The sequence below is a fragment of the Crenothrix sp. genome (assembly GCF_043729335.1).
In the GTDB taxonomy this organism is placed as follows: Bacteria; Pseudomonadota; Gammaproteobacteria; order Methylococcales; family Methylomonadaceae; genus Crenothrix.
In genome coordinates this window covers 160,720-177,386 of sequence record NZ_JAYTLQ010000026.1, presented here as the reverse complement: position 1 = coordinate 177,386, position 16,667 = coordinate 160,720, and the positions used below count along the sequence as shown (strand labels likewise).

Sequence of the window (16,667 nt, the reverse complement as noted above, 5' to 3'; positions counted from 1 at the left end):
CTGGCACTCATTGGTTTAGCTTAAGGTTGCAACAGTTGCAACGCTTTATTTTTTGCTATAACTCGATTAATAATTCCAACCACATCTGCATTGATATATTCAGTACCATACCACGAATTTTTATAGCCTTTTTTGTTTGCCAAAGCATCAACTAACATGCCTAAACTGGTACTCGTAACGCCATAATTTTTACGCATAGTCGTTAAATTCATCCCGTTTTTGTAGTATTCATCCAAAAATAAATCAGAGATGTTAATGGTATTTATTGCTTCAGTCGCAGCACCAGCATCCCACGCGGCTGCAAGATTACTACCCAGTGAAAAACTTTTTTTGGCAATATAAATTCCACCAATTGCAACACTTTCAGCAGGAGTCAATACCACTGCTGTTGTACCAGCCGCCGCTGCAATACCATATGTCACCGCTGAACTAATGGCTTGACCCGCAAAATCACACCTTTCTTTAGTAACGGGACTATTCGTTAATTCACAAGCTACTCCTGTCGTTTCGGAGATAATTATTCCAGCCGCCTCTTCCGCCACTGCGTCTACAGATTTTGTTGCATAAACATAAGCAAATTTCGTGTAATCAAGAATTTTACCGCCTATTTCAATATAGTTTTGCGTTGCTTCATTAGCGACTTCAATGCCATTAATGGCATTAACGAAAGTATCAGCTTCGCTAAGATTTATCATCCGAAAGACTTTTGACCAAGCCAAATAAGCCCTTACCTGCTCACAAGTGGGATTTTTAATAGTCATCAAAATTAGCGTCCCTTGCGTTACCCCTACACAAGTGGCTTTCGCCGTTGTTCCAATGACTCTAGTTCGCACCGAAGCCGGATAACTCACCTCATCAATCCACGCCGCATCTGCACCTTTCGCCGCACCCGCATCTTTTTTATACTCCCAGCGCAACGTATGCATTCCTGCGGTAAGCGGGAATCGTACGGTTTGCCAAGCTTTTTCGCCAGACCATGACGCTTTTTTAGTCGCATCAATGTAAAAACTTAACACGCCATGCCCAGCATTGCTGGAAACACGACGAGCAAAAACGACAGCGGCCGCTTGCGTTACCTTAACAGTGGTTTGAATCGCGCTGATTTGATTGGCAGCAATCGGCGCGGAGCGAAAACTAAACCGTCCTTCATAACTCCGTAAATCATTTTTTTCACCATTCGCGGTACTGATAATCCATTTCGTATTATCGGTGGGCAATTTTTGCCAATCCGAAGCCATCAACCCATTGGCGGGGAAACTGTCTAACGGTGTGCCGTTAAAGGCAAATTTTGTCAGCGCATCATTCAAGACTTTTTTACCTTGCGCATTTTTAACATAAATCAACGCGGGGGAAAATCCCACCCCTTTGGCTTGTGGCACGAGCGTTCCTGTCCAACCTGCGGGAACAGGGCAGCTAAACTGTCCCAGCGCATCCGTTAAACAGGCATTGACGGTATCGCTGCGGGATAAAACTACATTGCTACCGATCGAAGAACCAATTCTGACGCGCCCTGTGAGGGTTGCCATTGGCGTGGTGCTAGGAGGAATAAGCAGTGCTGACACCTTGAAGCCATGCAGTTTTGTACCGCCGGGTTTGGTTGCGATTAAACCTTGCTTTGTTCCCGCCGCGCCAAATTGGGTACAGACAAAGCGTTGTAACTGCGGTGTGCCACCTGCGAGTGCGACATTGGAATAGGCACAATCGCCGACCGTAAAGCCCATGTTGGCGTTTAAGTTTTGTCCGCGCACTTCAAAAGTGGTCGGTTTGCCAATCACGGTTTTGGTGGGGGTGATGCTGGTAATGGTTGGCGTTGTGCCTTGTTGATAAAGTGCGCTGACTTCGGCAGCGGTTAGGGCGCGGTTGTAGATGCGGAGTTCGTCGATTACACCATTAAACGTACCTGAGTCGTAAGACTCATTCCACCAAACTCCAATTTCTAGCGGTGTATTTGCAGTCGTATTGAGATTTAAACCTGTGTCCTGTATTGTTGTATCAAAAACCCCATCAATATACATGGAATATTTTTTAGTAGATGCGTCTCTGGTGACCGCTATAAAATGCCAATTACCGTCATTTATCGCTTTAGTTGAGTATAGATCGCCCTGTGCGTAAATTTCAAACCATGCTTTGTTATTATTAATCGCTAAAGAATACCAATTACCCGAATTAGTTCCACCTCTTTTAGTGACTATTCTTTTCCCAATGCCTTGTTGAGTCGATTTCACCCAAACACCGATAGAAAATACGCTGGTTCCAAAATTTAGCTTGGTTGTGTCTTGAACCGTTATTTTATTACCCGAACCATTAAAATGGTAAGCGGTATTTGAATTTCCATTTCTGTCGTTGGTTATTTGAGCTCCAGTTACCATGCCATTATTGCCATTACCACTTTCGTCATTGGCATTACCATTAAACGGATAATACGCCACCAAGCCATCTGTCAACGCCGCATTTGCCTGATGGCTAAACCCCAGCGTAGTCAATAACGTTAGCGAGAAATAAAATATCAGCTTGCGTGAGTGCTTGGTGCTTGGTGCTTGGTGCTTGGTGCTTGGTGCTTGGTGCTTGGTGCTTGGTGCTTGGTGCTTGGTGCTTGGTGCTTGGATTAGAAACCATTGTCATGGTAAGTTCCTTGTTTAGGGGCTTTTTGTTTGCGCGTTAGCCTGTTGCGTGTTTGTGGGCCAAAACTATAAAGTTTTTGGCTGTTTAAATTGTAGTTGAGGGATGTGTTAATTCAACGGCTAAACTCAGTTTTTGGGGGTTTATTTACGTAGAGATAGCTTGGAGGCATCTTGACGTATTAAATAATTGCATATACATTATTACTATGAAAACAGAACTCACCTGGGACGAAACTAAGCGACAATCAAATCTCAGTAAGCACGGGTTAGATTTTGTTGATGCTGGCGAAGTTCTTGAGTCATTCTATCGACTTGATGCATTAATAACGCGTAGCGGCGAATTGCGAACACAGTCAATGTCATACGCATTGGGTTTTTTGGCAGTACTCACCGTAGTTCACGTTGAACGTGACAATGCAACACGCATCATCAGCTTTCGACGCGCAAGTAACAAATAAAGAGAGGTTTATCATGATTGGCTCGAAAACGAATACGATGAGTCGTGAAGAAGTGCTATCGGCAGTACAAAACCTGCCGCCGTCGCAAGATTTTGTCTGGGACGGCATTAATGAAGACGACCGTCCAGCAACCGACGAAGAATTACGTGCAGGTATTGAATTGAACCGTATACGACGCGGCAGACCTAGCGGCTCTGAAAAAACACAGATTGCATTACGTGTGGATAACACTGTATTAGACGCTTTTCGTGCGACTGGAAAAGGCTGGCAGACACGCATGAATAATGCGCTTAAAGAGTGGCTTAAAGAACACGCAGTTTAAGTGAGGAGATGATAATACCCCGCCACTTGTTAATTGCAGCGTGAGTGTATTTTAATACATACAGCCAAACTCAGTTTTTGAAGATTTATTTACACTGCGCAGTGCTTGGCAGTATTTTTGTGACTACCCAAAAATCAAGCCACTTGATTTCGTGAATGCAATTGTTGTTGATCTGCCAATTTTTTGTGAATATTGCTAGGGCTGAGCTCTAAACCGTTACGCCAGCACAGTGCGCCCAATTCTAAAAAAAATTGCTTAAAATACGACTCATCGTTTAAAGGCATAACCAGTTCAGTTTCTCGGTCAATTAAGGGTTGTAAATTTTAATCATTATCAGCTCCTGAAATACGTTGTAGTGATTTCAATTCAATAGCACATTTAGCCTAACATGAACACGCGATATCTTATCTGTCTTCAATCAAAGGCAAAAGCTATTTATCTTAAAATTATAGGCTGCTTTGCAGAATTAGCTTCAACCTGCCCTAGCCTCATGTAAAATAAAGCGAATCTTCTATTCGCTAACCGTGAACGCCATGAGCAATGATTTTTTTCTCTTTGATACCGAACGTTTAAGCACCTTAACCTCCGAGATCACCCTTAAAAAAGGCCTGGCGTATTTTATTGAAAACCGTGTGTTTGCCCTGGATGTCCAAGACCAGACGGTGATTGCCCAAGTGGAAGGCTCACGGCTCGACCAACCTTATTGGGTGGAATTGGCACGCGGCGAAGACGACCAGCTACTGACCGCCTGTGATTGCCCCGACGAACGGCCCATCTGCAAACACGTCATCGCCGCGTTATACAGTTACGCCGAGCAATTTGGCAGCGACGATCCCGAACAAGGTTTGGGCAGCGCAATGGATGAGGCAATTAACGAACGCGTCAAAAAAGGCCGCAATGAAGTTAAAGTCAATTTAGTCAGTGGTAACCTGGCCTTTGGTATCTGGCAAGCCAGTTCACTGGTGTCAGCCACGCCGTGGCAACGGTCTTATCACGTCCATATCCGTTCGCTAACCGCGAGGATGAATTATTGCACCTGTCCTGATCTTGCCAGCAACCGCCTTGGCACCTGCAAACATATCGAAGCCGTATTACACTACGCCAAAAAACGTCCTGGTTATAAAGATTTAAAGGCTGCCGGTTCGCCGATTTCGTTTGTGTATCTGGCGTGGGATTCCGCCACCAACCCACAGATACGCTTGCACAAAACACCTGAAATTGAAGTGGAACTGGCGCTGATATTCCACGAATTCTTCAATGCTGACGGCCTGTTTACTGCACGGTTACCGGACGATTTTTTCCAGTTTGTCCAGCGCGTTGCAGGGCGTGAAGACATCCAGATCGGCGAAGATGCGCACAACTATGCCCGCCAATGTGCCGAAGATGCCAGCCATCAACTGCGGGCGCTGCAAATCTCCAAGCAGATTATACAAGCGCACGGTGTTTTGCCAGGCGTTACCGCCAAACTCTTCCCTTACCAGATTGAAGGCGTGGCGTTTTTGGCCTCACGCGGCAGGGCATTGCTGGCTGATGACATGGGTCTTGGTAAAACCTTGCAATCCATTGTCGCCAGTATTTGGTTGGCAGACAATGCCGGTGTGCAAAAAGTACTGATCATTTGCCCAACGTCGTTAAAGCAGCAATGGGCACGGGAGATCACTAAATTCACTGGCCGCACCGTGCAAGTAGTACAGGGTGCAGCAGAAAATCGCGCCGTTAATTACCGTGCCGACGCGCTGTTCTTTATCATCAATTACGAACTGGTGTTGCGCGACCGCAGTGTCATCTGCGAAACCCTGAAACCGGATTTGGTGATCCTGGATGAGGCGCAGCGCATTAAAAACTGGCGCACCAAAATTGCTGCACACGTCAAATCCATCCCCTCGCGCTATGTGTTCGTACTGTCTGGCACGCCGCTGGAAAACCGTCTGGAAGACTTGTACAGCCTGTTGCAAGTCATCGATGCGCGGGTGCTGGGGCCATTATGGCGCTGTTTCCTGGATTTCCATGTCACTGATGAACGCGGCAAAGTCATTGGCTATCGTAACTTATCGGAACTGCGCCGCCGGATTAGCACGGTGATGTTACGGCGTAACCGCAGCTTGGTAAAAGATCAGTTACCGGAGCGTACCGAGGTGGTGTTGGACATTGCCATGACTCCAAAACAGCGCGAACTGCACGATTCCGGCATGTCGGCGGCCTCGTTATTGGCTCAGATTGCCAGGCGCAGGCCATTAACACCCAGCGAACAAAATCGCATGATGGCATCGTTGCAACAAGCGCGAATGGCGTGTAATGCAGCGGGATTGGTGGATAAAGAAACCTTCGGTTCGCCCAAGCTGGATGAGTTGTCGCGGCTATTGGAAGAGCTGTGCCTGATGAGCAACCACAAAGTGGTGATTTTTTCGCAATGGGCGTTAATGACCGCGATGGTTGCCACGTTGGTCAATGGCATGGGGCTTGGCTGTGTGAGCTTGCACGGCAGCATCCCTAGCCACAAACGCGGCGAATTGATGGATAAATTTGAACACGATGATGCCATACAAGTGTTCATCTCCACCGATGCGGGCGGTGTGGGTTTAAACCTGCAATCGGCTTCGGTGTTGATTAATCTGGATATGCCGTGGAATCCGGCGGTGCTGGATCAGCGCATTGCCCGTGTGCATCGCTTGGGGCAACAACAGAAAGTGCAGGTTTTTGTGCTGCTGGCCGAAGATTCTTATGAGCAACGCGTCACCAGTCTGGTTAAAGGTAAGCGGGATTTGTTTGATAATGTGGTCAACCCCGATGCCGAAGAGGATGTGGTCGGTGTCTCCAAAAAAATGCTGGAGACTTTGATTGACGATTTGGCTGGATCACCTGCCGCTAAAGAGGACATTGTCACCGAAGTTAAAGAGCTTGACATTGTTAGTGCCGATAACAGTGCAGCGCCCACAGAAACATCGGCCGCTGTTAAGCACACCGATACGGTTGTCGAAGAAGATAACAGCCACATCAAGCTGGCGATTGTGGCGGTACAAAATGCTTTTAAGCAGCGTATTCAGCAGATTATGGGCGCAGGTGGTGGTTTGTTGGTGATATTGGAATCGTGTACTGAAGCTGATGAATTGTTGGCAGAAGAACTGTCGCAAGCGGATTTGCCGGTGGTGGCGATGGCGGCACATACGTTGCGCAGTATGCAGCGTTTGGGGGTCGCCTCCCCCGTCTTGAATGCCCAGGTGTTGGTTGAAACGGTTGCAAAAGAAGCCATTCCACCGAATCCGCTGTTTAAAAGTGCGGTTGATAAATTACAGGCAGCCGAGATTTTATTGCAGCAACAGTGTACGGCGGGGGTAATGGATTTATTGGCCGCCAGTATGTTGGCAAGAGCCGCTGCAATGGCGGGGCAAACGGTGGTTGCATCTGCGGATCAGGTCAGTGTGTGGTTGTACGGGGAATTGTTGCCGCAGAAAATTTTAACCGCCGAGCACGGTGCGGCCATTGTGCGGGTGGTGGCGTTAAACCAAAGCCATCAAGTACCTGAGGTGTTGTTGGCGATGTGTTTAGCGGATGCGAGACAGTTGTGTAGCGAGGCTGAAACTGTAGCACAGTAAGCTGGATAAATTAGTGGATAAGGTACCGAAATCATCATGCTATGAATTCCGAAAGACACAACCGAAAAATCAACTTTAATTTTCTGCCGTCAAAGTCTCCCATTCCGACAAAATAGCCAGTGCTTGTTCACGGGAACTGCCACACGCATCCACTGTCGCCTTAAAGCCATGACACACCGATGGCCTGCTCGGCGACAAAAAAATCGCACACTTATTGCCCGCATCCAAATGCAGGCAACGCACGCCAGCTGGCTTACCCAAAGGATGCAACGGTAAGGCGGACGAAATTGATGGCGCAATACAACAGGCACCACAACCGATTCTGCATTGCATCAAATATCCTCGGTAAACTATCAAATACTACAAATCCTCAGCTGTCAAAATCCTGTAAATCTCATAAGCAGGCTCCTCATAAGGATGGGCTTTAATCAATGCCGACAACACATCTTTAACAATAGCCTCATCGCAAACCATTTCCACTTTATATTCCAGCACTTTTTCCAGTTGGTTGATTAAACCCAGAAACGGCTGGCTATGTTGCAAAGGCCTGAATTGCCCTTCTCCCCTCACCTGCCAACAACATTGGTCATAAGCCTTATACTGGCCAGCACCTTTAGCAAACAAGGCCGTTTTTACCGATTCCAAATGCGTTTCCGGCACATAAAAACAAAGTTTGACCATAAAAATCCCTAGCGCCAAATGCTGACGATATTGGTGAAATCATCCGTCCAGGGTTTTAAGTCAAATGACAACGGCAATTTCTGCCAACTGCCCAAACCACTTACCCGCAACGGCTCCAGCGCCGCGCTGTCTTTAGCCATCACCACCCAATCGGTGTCAACCACCAAAGGCATTTCTTGTTTGGGCTTAAACTCTTGCAGCAAACCATCGAAATGCAGGTTTTTAGCATGATCTGCCAGTACGCGCTTAATCTCTAAATGCCGGTTGGTAATATGGAAAGCCAGCAAACCATTCGGCTTGAGTTTTTTGAAATACATCGCCAAGGCTTCCTGGGTTAACAAATGCGTCGGCACAGAATCCGAACTAAATGCATCCAGCACCAACAAATCAAACTTGGCATCCGGTTCTTTATCTAGGGACAAGCGTGCGTCACCCACGCGCATTGTGGTATTTTTTCCACACTGGCTGATGTAGGTAAAATATTTAGGATCACTGGCAATTGCAACGACCAGCGGATCAATCTCGTATTGCGTCCAGGTTTGGCCTTCTTTGGCATAACACGTTAACGCCCCCGCGCCCAAACCGACCACGCCGACATTCCAGTTCTGGCTCACGCCATCGTAGGCTTTAAACAACTGCCCCATCGGGCCTGGTACGCTGTAATAGGTTAACGGGGTGCGGGAATTTTCAGCGCTCAAGCGTTGTGCGCCGTGCTTGGTAGTGCCGTGAAACAGCTCATGGACTTTTTCAGGGTGACCTTGCTCATCCATTATGGTAGCTTCGCGCACTGCCAGCACACCAAAAAATGTGCGTTCCTGATATAAGGTATTCGACATCAAACCGTGCAATGCCATAGTAAAGGCAATCAACGCACCCGATAACAGAGCCAGAGTAATAGGCTTATTTCTAAAGCTATAGGTTAAACCCACTAACAAAATCAATGCCACGCCCAGCGTATCAAAATACGCCGACCAATCATCAATACTAAAAAACACCACTGTGCCGACAACAATCAATAACAACGGGAATGCCGCTTGTAACAATGCTTGCTTACCATCAGCAAATGCCGCCCTTACACCTGGACGCAACAACAACGCGGCCACGATCATCAACGGATATTCATAAACCGCATTGAAAATAAACGGTGCGACGAAGCTATTGAACATACCACCCAGCATACCGGCAAACGACATAATCAGATAAAACGTGGTCAGATGCTGGGTGGAAGGCCGGTTCTTAACCAACTCGCCATGACAGACCATAATCGCCAGAAAAAACGCCAGCAGATGCAGTCCCAAATCGACCCAGTACGGCAATACAGCGGGATTGATGAAAGAATAGGCAATAAACGGTAACAACACGATCGGCTGCAACTGCACCATTAGCGGATGAATTTTGTCATTCCATTTGGAAAACACAATAACGAACGACAGCAAATACAAAGTCAGCGGAATAATCCACAGCAACGGCACCGAGGCGATATCGGTGCTGATGAAGTTGGTCAAACCCAACAGTAAACTGGACGGTACAAACGCCAGCACCAGCCAATGCAAACGGGTGGCGACACTCAGCTCCTGTTTGTCTTCGCTAGCGGCTTCCGAAATCAAAACGTTTTGTTGCGACTTCCATAACACAAACGCACACACTGTAATTAATACACACAGTGCGCCATAACCGACACTCCACAGTGTCTTCTGGCTAGCCAAACCGATATTGGGTTCCAGTAAGAACGGGTAGCTTAATAGCGCCAACAAACTGCCGATATTACTGGCTACGTACAGAAAATACGGATCATGACTGGTATGATGGCCAACACTGGCAAACCATTTTTGAATTAGCGGCCCGGTGGTCGATACCACAAAAAACGGCAAGCCAATCGCCAGCAACAATATCCAGAACAACCAAAACGCCGGATTGCCTTCTGTGGGCGGCACGGCGTTATCGGGCAATCCTAAAGGCAAGGCCAAAAAACTGACAACAATAACCACAATATGTATCAAAATTTGTTGATGCTGGCTAAAGCGCGTGGAAAGTACATGCGCGTAAAAATAGCCCAGAAACAAAATGGTTTGATAAAACACCATGCAAGTGTTCCATACCGCAGGCGATCCGCCGAGCAAGGGCAGTAATATCTTGCCAAACATAGGCTGTATAACAAACATCAGCGATGCACTGGTAAACAAAGTCAGCGCAAACAGCAATATCAGCGAGAAACGTCGGTCTGTTTTTACATCTGTAGAGTTGTTCATTGTTTTATAAATCGCTTTTTAAGCTTATAGTTGTAATAAGCTAATGATAAACCATTTGCCCGCGCAAGACTTCACCCGAACGCTAATTTTGACGGTACCACGCACATTTCCACATGACACCAACACCCATTTTAACGGATACCACCGACATCACTGCAACCCTGTCATCCGAAACAATCACGGTGTGGTACGGATTGATTAAAACCCAAGACAATGACTACCGCCGTTACTGGAAAATGCTTAATGCGAATGAACAACATTATGCCCAGCAACTTAAAAATGAACAGGTACACAAACGCTATGTAGCAGTGCATGGCCAGTTAAGAAAGTTACTCGCGCAAATATTACAGCAAGCACCGGCAAAAACAATCATCAGCAAAACCACACACGGCAAGCCTTATCTAGCAGATTACCCACAGCTTGCATTTAATATATCCCATTCCGGTAGTGTTTTTGTTATCGCAATAGCCTGGAATTGCCAGCTCGGTATTGATGTTGAAAATTATAAGATGCGCCCTAATCTTGCCGGGTTAGTCAAAAAATGTTTTGCCCCAGAAGAGACCATTTATTGGCATCAATTACCCGATGAGCAAAAAACGGCCGAATTTTACCGCTTTTGGACACGCAAAGAAGCCTTTGTAAAAGCCACAGGCTTTGGTATTGCCTTAGGCTTGCAACACTGTGTTATTAACCCTGAACAACCCAATGCATTTCTACGTATTCCAAATCAATGCGGGAACGTTACAAGCTGGTGTGTAAAAGATATTAATTTACCTTATACAGAGACGCTCAATGTTTACTGCGCACTGAGCGCCAATAAAATCATCACCATTGTACAGCTTAACGAGTTAGCTTGAACGCTGGCACAAGCCTCTTCAAAAGTTTGAGACAATGTATCGTTAAGCTTATATTCAAAGCCATAAACACTCAACATAATGATTATATTATTAATTTTTTTACTATACACAGCCTACCGAACATTTAAGAACTATACATGTAGCCAATAAAAAAAATTTCAAAAAACATGGCATTCGTTAAGCTAAGATTCATTTTCGGCCTGTATAGTGTGCAGCAACTGAAGAAAACTTATTAAATTTAACATACACTTTGTTTAGGAAGGATTTATGAAAAAGCTACTTTTTTTGATTCAATTCACGTTAGCTATTGCACTGTACTCTGATTTGTCTTTTGCTGACCATGGGCATCGTAGACATCATGGCCACCACGGACATCATGGCGGTTATGGTGGTGGGCAAAACTACAACAATGGCGGCTATTATCCACAACAAAATTTCTACCAACCCCCACCTGACCCACGTTCACACCAAGGCTTGGCAGGCAGCGTGGTCGGCAGTGTTTTAGGTTATGAAATAGGCAATGGCCATCCGCTTGGTGCAGGCCTTGGTGCCGCCGCAGGTGCATTCTTAGGCAATGGCATGGCGCGTTAACTATTTAGCTTGCATGATAATCTCCTCTCACGCCTGAAATTCACTCCATTTCTATCAGACGTGTTTTTGGCGGCTTCGGGATAACATCATAACGGTGAACAACCCTGAATACGTACTTATTGTAGCCAGCTCCGGACGCATGCTTGCACAAGCTGCACACCAAGCAGGTTACAAACCTTTTGTCATTGATCTGTACGCAGACCGCGATACCTGTTTATATGCGCAAGAAACTCTCCTAATTGCCTCTTTGGCTTTAAACCATATCCTCCCCGCCTTAGAGGCTTTTTTTGCCCGCATTCCACTCACTCATGTCATCTATGGCAGTGGTTTTGAAGACCATCCCGAAAGCCTGGATTATCTCGCCAATCGTTTGACAATAGTGGGTAATCCGCCCGATGTATTCGCTAACATACTCAACAAAAAATATTTTTTTTCAGTGCTGGATCAGCTGTCCATCCCCTACCCTCACGTTACCTTTAACGAACCAAAAAACACCAGCGACACATGGCTGACTAAACCTTTGCAAGGCCACGGCGGTGTAGGTATTAATCATTATCGCCCCAATGATAAGCTACCTACCTCGGTATATTGGCAGCACTACGTAAAAGGCACATCACACTCGGTGCTGTTTTTAGCTGACGGTGTAAACCTGCAAATCATTGGCTTCAACAACCAATGGTCGGTGCAATCTGAACTGGATGATTTTATTTTTTCCGGCATCAGCAATGACGGCAATATTCCAGATCAACACAAAGCCAGCGTTGCGGGGTGGCTAGCAAAAATCATCCCTGTCTTTGCGCTCAAAGGCTTAAATTCGCTGGATTTTATCTGCACAGCCGACAGTTGTTATGTGCTGGAAATAAACGCTAGGCCACCGGCCAGTATGCAGCTCTATGATGATGCGTTATTTGTGCGGCACATCGAAGCCTGTCAAGGGCAATTGTATGAGTCTCCAGCCATCCCATCTGATAACTACAAAGCCTACCAAATTATTTACGCTGGGCATGACACACAAATTCCAATGGATTTTGCATGGCCGTCCTGGTGCATGGATTTACCCAATGACGGGGCATTAATTCACACAGGGCAGCCGGTTTGCAGTATTATTGCCAGCCACAAGCAATCACAGCACATGATGCAGCAGCTAGTGATTAAGCAACAGATAATTATTAATCAACTTGATAAGGGTATTAGGCATGGAATTTAAAGCGAGCGTTAATAAACTGGCTCAGCCGCTGGTGCAAGAATTAATTAATAATGCTGACAAATTACGGCTAGGCGTACAAAAACTGGCCAATGGCTGCACCGTTATTGACGCTGGCATCAGCGTACCCGGCGGACTTGAAGCGGGTCGTATTATTGCCGAAATTTGCATGGGCGGCATGGGCACAGTCAGTATTAGCCACAGCTCGTATACCACTAACTGGCCATTGTCGGTTAATGTCTACTCCAGCAATCCCGTATTAGCCTGCTTGGGCAGCCAGTATGCGGGCTGGAGCCTGTCGCATGATAAATATTACGCATTGGGTTCAGGTCCTGCGCGTGCTATGGCCACTAAGCTAAAAGACAACAAGCAAGAGCCGGTCGAAGAACTGTACAAAGAACTGGCGTACCGCGACAGCCATGATGCAACGGTGCTGATCATAGAAAATGATGCGCTGCCCCCGATTGAAATAGTGGATAAAATTGCCGCTGCCTGCCAGCTGGATGCTTCCAAGCTAACCATTATCGTCACGCCCACCAGTAGCTTGGCCGGTGGCGTACAAGTGGTATCGCGGGTGCTGGAAGTGTCCATGCACAAGGCGCATGCCTTGCATTTCCCGCTGGAAAATATTATCGATGGCAGCGGCAGTGCCCCCATTTGTCCACCACACCCCAAGTTTGTAAAGGCGATGGGGCGCACCAACGACGCGATTTTATTTGCAGGCCTGGTGCATTTGTTTGTGAAAGGTAGCGACGAAGCCGCCGAAAAACTGGCCAACGAATTACCCAGCTCCACCTCCAAAGACTACGGCAAACCGTTTGCCGAGATTTTCAAGCAATACGAATACGATTTTTTCAAGATCGATGCCATGTTGTTCAGCCCTGCCAGCGTGATTGTCACAGCGGTGGAATCGGGCAAAAGTTTCCGTGCAGGTAAACTGGACAATGCCTTATTAGACCTGTCTTTCGGAGCCTAGATTCTCCGTGCCGCGTATCGTTATTTTTACTGACGACCCTGGCTGGCATGGTCGTCAATTGCGTCTTGCTTTTGCCGATAGAGGCTACGACAGTGAGTATGTCTCGTTAACCGATTGTCGTTTTGCGATTGCAGCCGGGCAAACCGCTATTGTTATTCCAGGCTTTGAGCAGCAACTGCCAGATGCCGTGTTTGTGCGCGGCGTGCCCGGTGGCTCACTGGAAGAAGTGGTGTTGTATCTGGATATTTTGCATGCGTTAAAAATCATGCGCATACCGGTGTATAACGATGGCCATGCCGTGGAGCGCAGCGTTGATAAAGGCATGACCAGCTTTTTGCTAGGCCATGCTGGCATACCGACCCCGTTAACCTGGGTATTGCGACACCGCTCAGAAGCCTTGGCGATTGCCGAAACCGAGCTGAAAAATGGCCAGCTATTAATCAGCAAACCGCTCTTTGGCTCACAAGGCGAAGGTATACGGCGTATCGAAAAAATGACCGATCTGTTTTGGTTGACCAGCAGCCACGGCGTGTATTATCTACAGCGCTTTATCCATTGTGCCGGTGAGGGTTTTTCCGACAGCCGCGTGTTTGTCATCAATGGTCGTGCCGTGGCCGCCATGCAGCGGCGCGGTAAATCTTGGCTGAACAACGTGGCGCGTGGTGCGCGTTGCGAAGCCATCGACCTGACACCAGAAATGGCCAGCTTGGCCATTAGGGCAACCGTGGCACTAAAGATGGATTACGCCGGTGTCGATATTATCCAGGATAAAAACGGCCAGTACCTGGTGATTGAAGTCAACAGCATTCCGGCCTGGAAAGGACTGCAAAGCGTGTGCGATATCAATGTTGCCGAATTATTGGTGGACGACATGATCAGCCGCTACCTCAGTGATATCGCAATAAATACTGGTGTTGCCGCCTGATGCTGTCTACCCTGCAACTGCGTGAATTTTACCAGCAAGCCTGTGAGCTAGAACTGCAAGCCTTTAAGCCCGGCAACGTCAGCGTCTACTCAGAAGGCCATGACATGACGGTGGCGGATTTTCGCATTAGTGCTAAAGTCAGTGCCGAACCGTTATGTAATCCTGAATACTCCTTGGGCGAAAAAATTTACTACGCCGTCAAAGCCACGCGCGAGGCGGTCGGCTGCAACACCAATCTGGGTATACTTTTACTGTGTGCGCCTTTGATTGAAGCAGCAAGCCAACTGCATCCTACTGAGACATTACGGCACAGGTTAAGCCGTGTGTTGGCAGAGACAACCATCAGCGATGCCGACTGGGTATTTCAAGCCATCGCACTGGCAGCGCCTGGTGGATTAGGCAGTGCCGATGAGCAAGATGTCAATCAACACGCCTCGGTAACACTCACCGAAGCCATGCGCTTAGCCAGCAAAAAAGACCGCATCGCACTACAATATATCAGCGATTATGAAAATATCTTTGATTTTTCGCTTCCAATCTATTACAATTATTTAGATAGGTGGGAGGATCGAAATTATTGGGCGGTGGTTGCAATATATGCCAACTTACTGAGCCAATACCCCGATAGCCACATCGAAAGAAAGTACGGTGACCGCTATTCTGGGATGGTAGCCGAACAGATGAGTCTGCTTAAAGCAGAGTTAGAGCAGGCCACACATCCTGAATATATTGAGCCGTTACTTCGCAACATAGATCAACAGTTTAAGTCAAAAAAAATAAACCCTGGCACTACGGCCGACTTAACTGTCGCTACCGTATTAACAGCGTTTATTGAAATTTTTAATAAAGCTTAAAGCATATCATTCAATTTTTTATTTCTGCATAGGGGAAAACAAGCGTGGCTAAAATCAATAAATTAAGCGTCGGTGAATCTTTAGTTGGTGACGGTAACGAAGTAGCTCATATCGATCTTTTGATTGGGCCTAGAGGTTCAGCAGCTGAAACTGCATTTGCACATTGCTTAACAAACAATAAAGATGGCTTTTCTAGTCTTTTGGCTGTTGTTGCACCTAACCTGATGGTTAAACCTGCAACTGTTATGTTCAACAAAGTAACCATCAAAGGCGCAAAACAAGCTGTACAAATGTTTGGCCCTGCACAACGTGGTGTTGCCATGGCTGTTGCTGATTGCGTAGAAAACGGCACTATCCCAGCTGATGAAGCTGATGATTTGTTCATCTCAGTCGGTGTATTCATTCACTGGGCTGCTGAAGACGATGCCAAGATTCAATTGTACAACTACCAAGCTACCAAAGAAGCTTTAGAACGCGCTGTAGCGGGTTCACCAACAGCTGCTGAAGTTGTCGCACAAAAATCTACTGCAAAACATCCGTTCGCACCTAACTGAGTTTTAGTTAGCTAGTTTCAGATGTTAAAAAATACCTCGCTTGCGGGGTATTTTTTTAACTAGAAATCAGCAATATCTGCGGCACTTAATGCACCGGAATGCAATGCACTGGCAACCAGAGCTTGGTTAATGCCGCCATTTTGCAAACTTATTAAGTCTTCGGCGTCTCTTACCCCACCGGCTGCAATAAAATTTTTGTCAGGGTATTGCTGACAAAATTGCCGCAGCTTATCGAAATCAGGCCCTTTTGTGTTGCCGACCTGATCCAAAGTCATGATAATAATATCGTTAGGCCACAATGCCGAGTTATTAAACAAACTTTTTGCGCCCAACATCTCATTATTTTTATAATCCAACGACAATACAAAACTACCCTTAAAATTTTTAAGTTGCATCACAGTATTTTCACAGTAAGACTCACTGCCCAATACTGGCATATAATTGCTTAAATAGTTTGTACGATGACTAGAAAGCCTATACCCTTGATCCACCCAAAACATGATTTTTGGATAACAACGCAACACGGCATTAATGGTATTATCATGATCACCCTGACCGGTAAGCGCATCTAAATCGGCAATATAAAAAACATCAAATGCGTACAGCGATAAAAAAGCGCGAATAACCTGATAGATATTGGAAGACTGGCACAACGATGACTGAATAGGCTGATAGTGATCACGCTGGCCTTGCTGGGCATGAACCACCACGCCGTTTTTTAAATCGATGACAGGGATTATTTTCACGATTGAATAAATAGTTTTTGTAGATACAAGGTAAAG

At 46.5% G+C, this 16,667-nt stretch carries 17 protein-coding genes; 10 read left to right on the top strand and 7 right to left on the bottom strand.

Features of this window, described 5'->3' with window-relative positions; translation table 11 throughout:
• Positions 1-20 precede the first annotated feature (20 nt).
• Both ACHZC4_RS06630 and ACHZC4_RS06625 read right to left on the bottom strand, forming a co-directional pair.
• Complete coding sequence (locus ACHZC4_RS06630) at positions 21-2,483, bottom strand: LamG domain-containing protein (RefSeq protein WP_394753038.1); 2,463 nt, start codon at positions 2,481-2,483, stop codon at positions 21-23.
• Positions 2,464-2,622 (bottom strand): hypothetical protein, encoded by a 159-nt coding sequence (locus ACHZC4_RS06625; protein WP_394753037.1) that lies wholly within the window; start codon positions 2,620-2,622, stop codon positions 2,464-2,466. Before ACHZC4_RS06625 ends, ACHZC4_RS06630 begins: the two co-directional genes overlap by 20 nt.
• A gap of 205 nt (positions 2,623-2,827) precedes the next feature.
• Between ACHZC4_RS06625 and ACHZC4_RS06620 the strand changes: the two genes are divergently transcribed.
• Both ACHZC4_RS06620 and ACHZC4_RS06615 read left to right on the top strand, forming a co-directional pair.
• Positions 2,828-3,079, top strand: a complete 252-nt coding sequence (locus tag ACHZC4_RS06620) for a BrnT family toxin (protein ID WP_394753036.1) — start codon at positions 2,828-2,830, stop codon at positions 3,077-3,079.
• Positions 3,080-3,092: 13 nt separating this feature from the next.
• Positions 3,093-3,401, top strand: coding sequence for a BrnA antitoxin family protein (locus ACHZC4_RS06615; RefSeq protein ID WP_394753035.1), 309 nt, complete (start codon positions 3,093-3,095; stop codon positions 3,399-3,401).
• A gap of 134 nt (positions 3,402-3,535) precedes the next feature.
• On the opposite strand, the gene ACHZC4_RS06610 is transcribed toward ACHZC4_RS06615, so the two are convergent.
• Positions 3,536-3,685: a hypothetical protein gene (locus ACHZC4_RS06610; RefSeq protein ID WP_394753034.1), complete on the bottom strand. Its 150-nt coding sequence runs from the start codon at positions 3,683-3,685 to the stop codon at positions 3,536-3,538.
• Between the two features lie 249 nt (positions 3,686-3,934).
• Here ACHZC4_RS06610 and ACHZC4_RS06605 point away from each other — a divergent pair, with 249 nt between their 5' ends.
• Entirely contained in the window at positions 3,935-6,994 is a 3,060-nt protein-coding gene (locus ACHZC4_RS06605; protein ID WP_394753033.1) for an SNF2-related protein, read from the top strand.
• Positions 6,995-7,069: 75 nt separating this feature from the next.
• Here ACHZC4_RS06605 and ACHZC4_RS06600 read toward each other — a convergent pair whose 3' ends face one another.
• From ACHZC4_RS06600 to ACHZC4_RS06590, 3 genes are read right to left on the bottom strand one after another with little or no spacing between them, the layout of a single operon-like run.
• Positions 7,070-7,327 carry a YkgJ family cysteine cluster protein gene (locus ACHZC4_RS06600; RefSeq protein WP_394753032.1) on the bottom strand — a complete coding sequence of 86 codons (258 nt, stop codon included), beginning with the start codon at positions 7,325-7,327 and terminating at the stop codon, positions 7,070-7,072.
• Positions 7,328-7,354: 27 nt separating this feature from the next.
• Positions 7,355-7,675 carry an NGG1p interacting factor NIF3 gene (locus tag ACHZC4_RS06595; protein WP_394753031.1) on the bottom strand — a complete coding sequence of 107 codons (321 nt, stop codon included), beginning with the start codon at positions 7,673-7,675 and terminating at the stop codon, positions 7,355-7,357.
• Between the two features lie 8 nt (positions 7,676-7,683).
• Entirely contained in the window at positions 7,684-9,924 is a 2,241-nt protein-coding gene (locus tag ACHZC4_RS06590; protein ID WP_394753030.1) for a spermidine synthase, read from the bottom strand.
• Positions 9,925-10,037: 113 nt separating this feature from the next.
• On the opposite strand from ACHZC4_RS06590, the gene ACHZC4_RS06585 reads away from it, so the two are divergent.
• The 7 genes from ACHZC4_RS06585 (at position 10,038) to fae (ending at position 15,885) form a co-directional block, all read left to right on the top strand.
• Positions 10,038-10,781, top strand: coding sequence for a 4'-phosphopantetheinyl transferase family protein (locus ACHZC4_RS06585; protein ID WP_394753029.1), 744 nt, complete (start codon positions 10,038-10,040; stop codon positions 10,779-10,781).
• Positions 10,782-11,048: 267 nt separating this feature from the next.
• Positions 11,049-11,372 carry a hypothetical protein gene (locus ACHZC4_RS06580; RefSeq protein WP_394753028.1) on the top strand — a complete coding sequence of 108 codons (324 nt, stop codon included), beginning with the start codon at positions 11,049-11,051 and terminating at the stop codon, positions 11,370-11,372.
• Positions 11,373-11,466: 94 nt separating this feature from the next.
• On the top strand, positions 11,467-12,579 hold the full coding sequence (locus tag ACHZC4_RS06575) for an ATP-grasp domain-containing protein (RefSeq protein WP_394753027.1): 1,113 nt from the start codon (positions 11,467-11,469) through the stop codon (positions 12,577-12,579).
• A complete protein-coding gene (gene mch, locus ACHZC4_RS06570) occupies positions 12,569-13,552 on the top strand; it encodes a methenyltetrahydromethanopterin cyclohydrolase (protein WP_394753026.1) in 984 nt (327 codons plus the stop codon). Before ACHZC4_RS06575 ends, mch begins: the two co-directional genes overlap by 11 nt.
• 7 nt (positions 13,553-13,559) lie before the next feature.
• The gene (locus ACHZC4_RS06565) at positions 13,560-14,477 is read left to right on the top strand and encodes a RimK family alpha-L-glutamate ligase (protein ID WP_394753025.1); all 918 of its coding nucleotides are present in this window, start codon (positions 13,560-13,562) and stop codon (positions 14,475-14,477) included.
• Positions 14,477-15,331, top strand: coding sequence for a triphosphoribosyl-dephospho-CoA synthase (locus ACHZC4_RS06560; RefSeq protein WP_394753024.1), 855 nt, complete (start codon positions 14,477-14,479; stop codon positions 15,329-15,331). The genes ACHZC4_RS06565 and ACHZC4_RS06560 overlap by 1 nt, the downstream gene beginning before the upstream one ends.
• A 44-nt stretch (positions 15,332-15,375) precedes the next feature.
• A complete protein-coding gene (gene fae, locus ACHZC4_RS06555) occupies positions 15,376-15,885 on the top strand; it encodes a formaldehyde-activating enzyme (RefSeq protein WP_394753023.1) in 510 nt (169 codons plus the stop codon).
• 59 nt (positions 15,886-15,944) lie between these two features.
• Here fae and ACHZC4_RS06550 read toward each other — a convergent pair whose 3' ends face one another.
• Entirely contained in the window at positions 15,945-16,631 is a 687-nt protein-coding gene (locus tag ACHZC4_RS06550; protein WP_394753022.1) for a HisA/HisF-related TIM barrel protein, read from the bottom strand.
• Positions 16,632-16,667 lie beyond the last annotated feature (36 nt).

Excerpts from the sequence above, each read along its gene's own strand:
- ACHZC4_RS06625 (WP_394753037.1), bottom strand. The coding sequence starts at position 2,622 with ATGACAATGGTTTCTAATCCAAGCACCAAGCACCAAGCACCAAGCACC.
- ACHZC4_RS06620 (WP_394753036.1), top strand. The coding sequence starts at position 2,828 with ATGAAAACAGAACTCACCTGGGACGAAACTAAGCGACAATCAAATCTC.
- ACHZC4_RS06615 (WP_394753035.1), top strand. The coding sequence starts at position 3,093 with ATGATTGGCTCGAAAACGAATACGATGAGTCGTGAAGAAGTGCTATCG.
- ACHZC4_RS06610 (WP_394753034.1), bottom strand. The coding sequence starts at position 3,685 with ATGCCTTTAAACGATGAGTCGTATTTTAAGCAATTTTTTTTAGAATTG.
- ACHZC4_RS06605 (WP_394753033.1), top strand. The coding sequence starts at position 3,935 with ATGAGCAATGATTTTTTTCTCTTTGATACCGAACGTTTAAGCACCTTA.
- ACHZC4_RS06600 (WP_394753032.1), bottom strand. The coding sequence starts at position 7,327 with ATGCAATGCAGAATCGGTTGTGGTGCCTGTTGTATTGCGCCATCAATT.
- ACHZC4_RS06595 (WP_394753031.1), bottom strand. The coding sequence starts at position 7,675 with ATGGTCAAACTTTGTTTTTATGTGCCGGAAACGCATTTGGAATCGGTA.
- ACHZC4_RS06590 (WP_394753030.1), bottom strand. The coding sequence starts at position 9,924 with ATGAACAACTCTACAGATGTAAAAACAGACCGACGTTTCTCGCTGATA.
- ACHZC4_RS06585 (WP_394753029.1), top strand. The coding sequence starts at position 10,038 with ATGACACCAACACCCATTTTAACGGATACCACCGACATCACTGCAACC.
- ACHZC4_RS06580 (WP_394753028.1), top strand. The coding sequence starts at position 11,049 with ATGAAAAAGCTACTTTTTTTGATTCAATTCACGTTAGCTATTGCACTG.
- mch (WP_394753026.1), top strand. The coding sequence starts at position 12,569 with ATGGAATTTAAAGCGAGCGTTAATAAACTGGCTCAGCCGCTGGTGCAA.
- ACHZC4_RS06560 (WP_394753024.1), top strand. The coding sequence starts at position 14,477 with ATGCTGTCTACCCTGCAACTGCGTGAATTTTACCAGCAAGCCTGTGAG.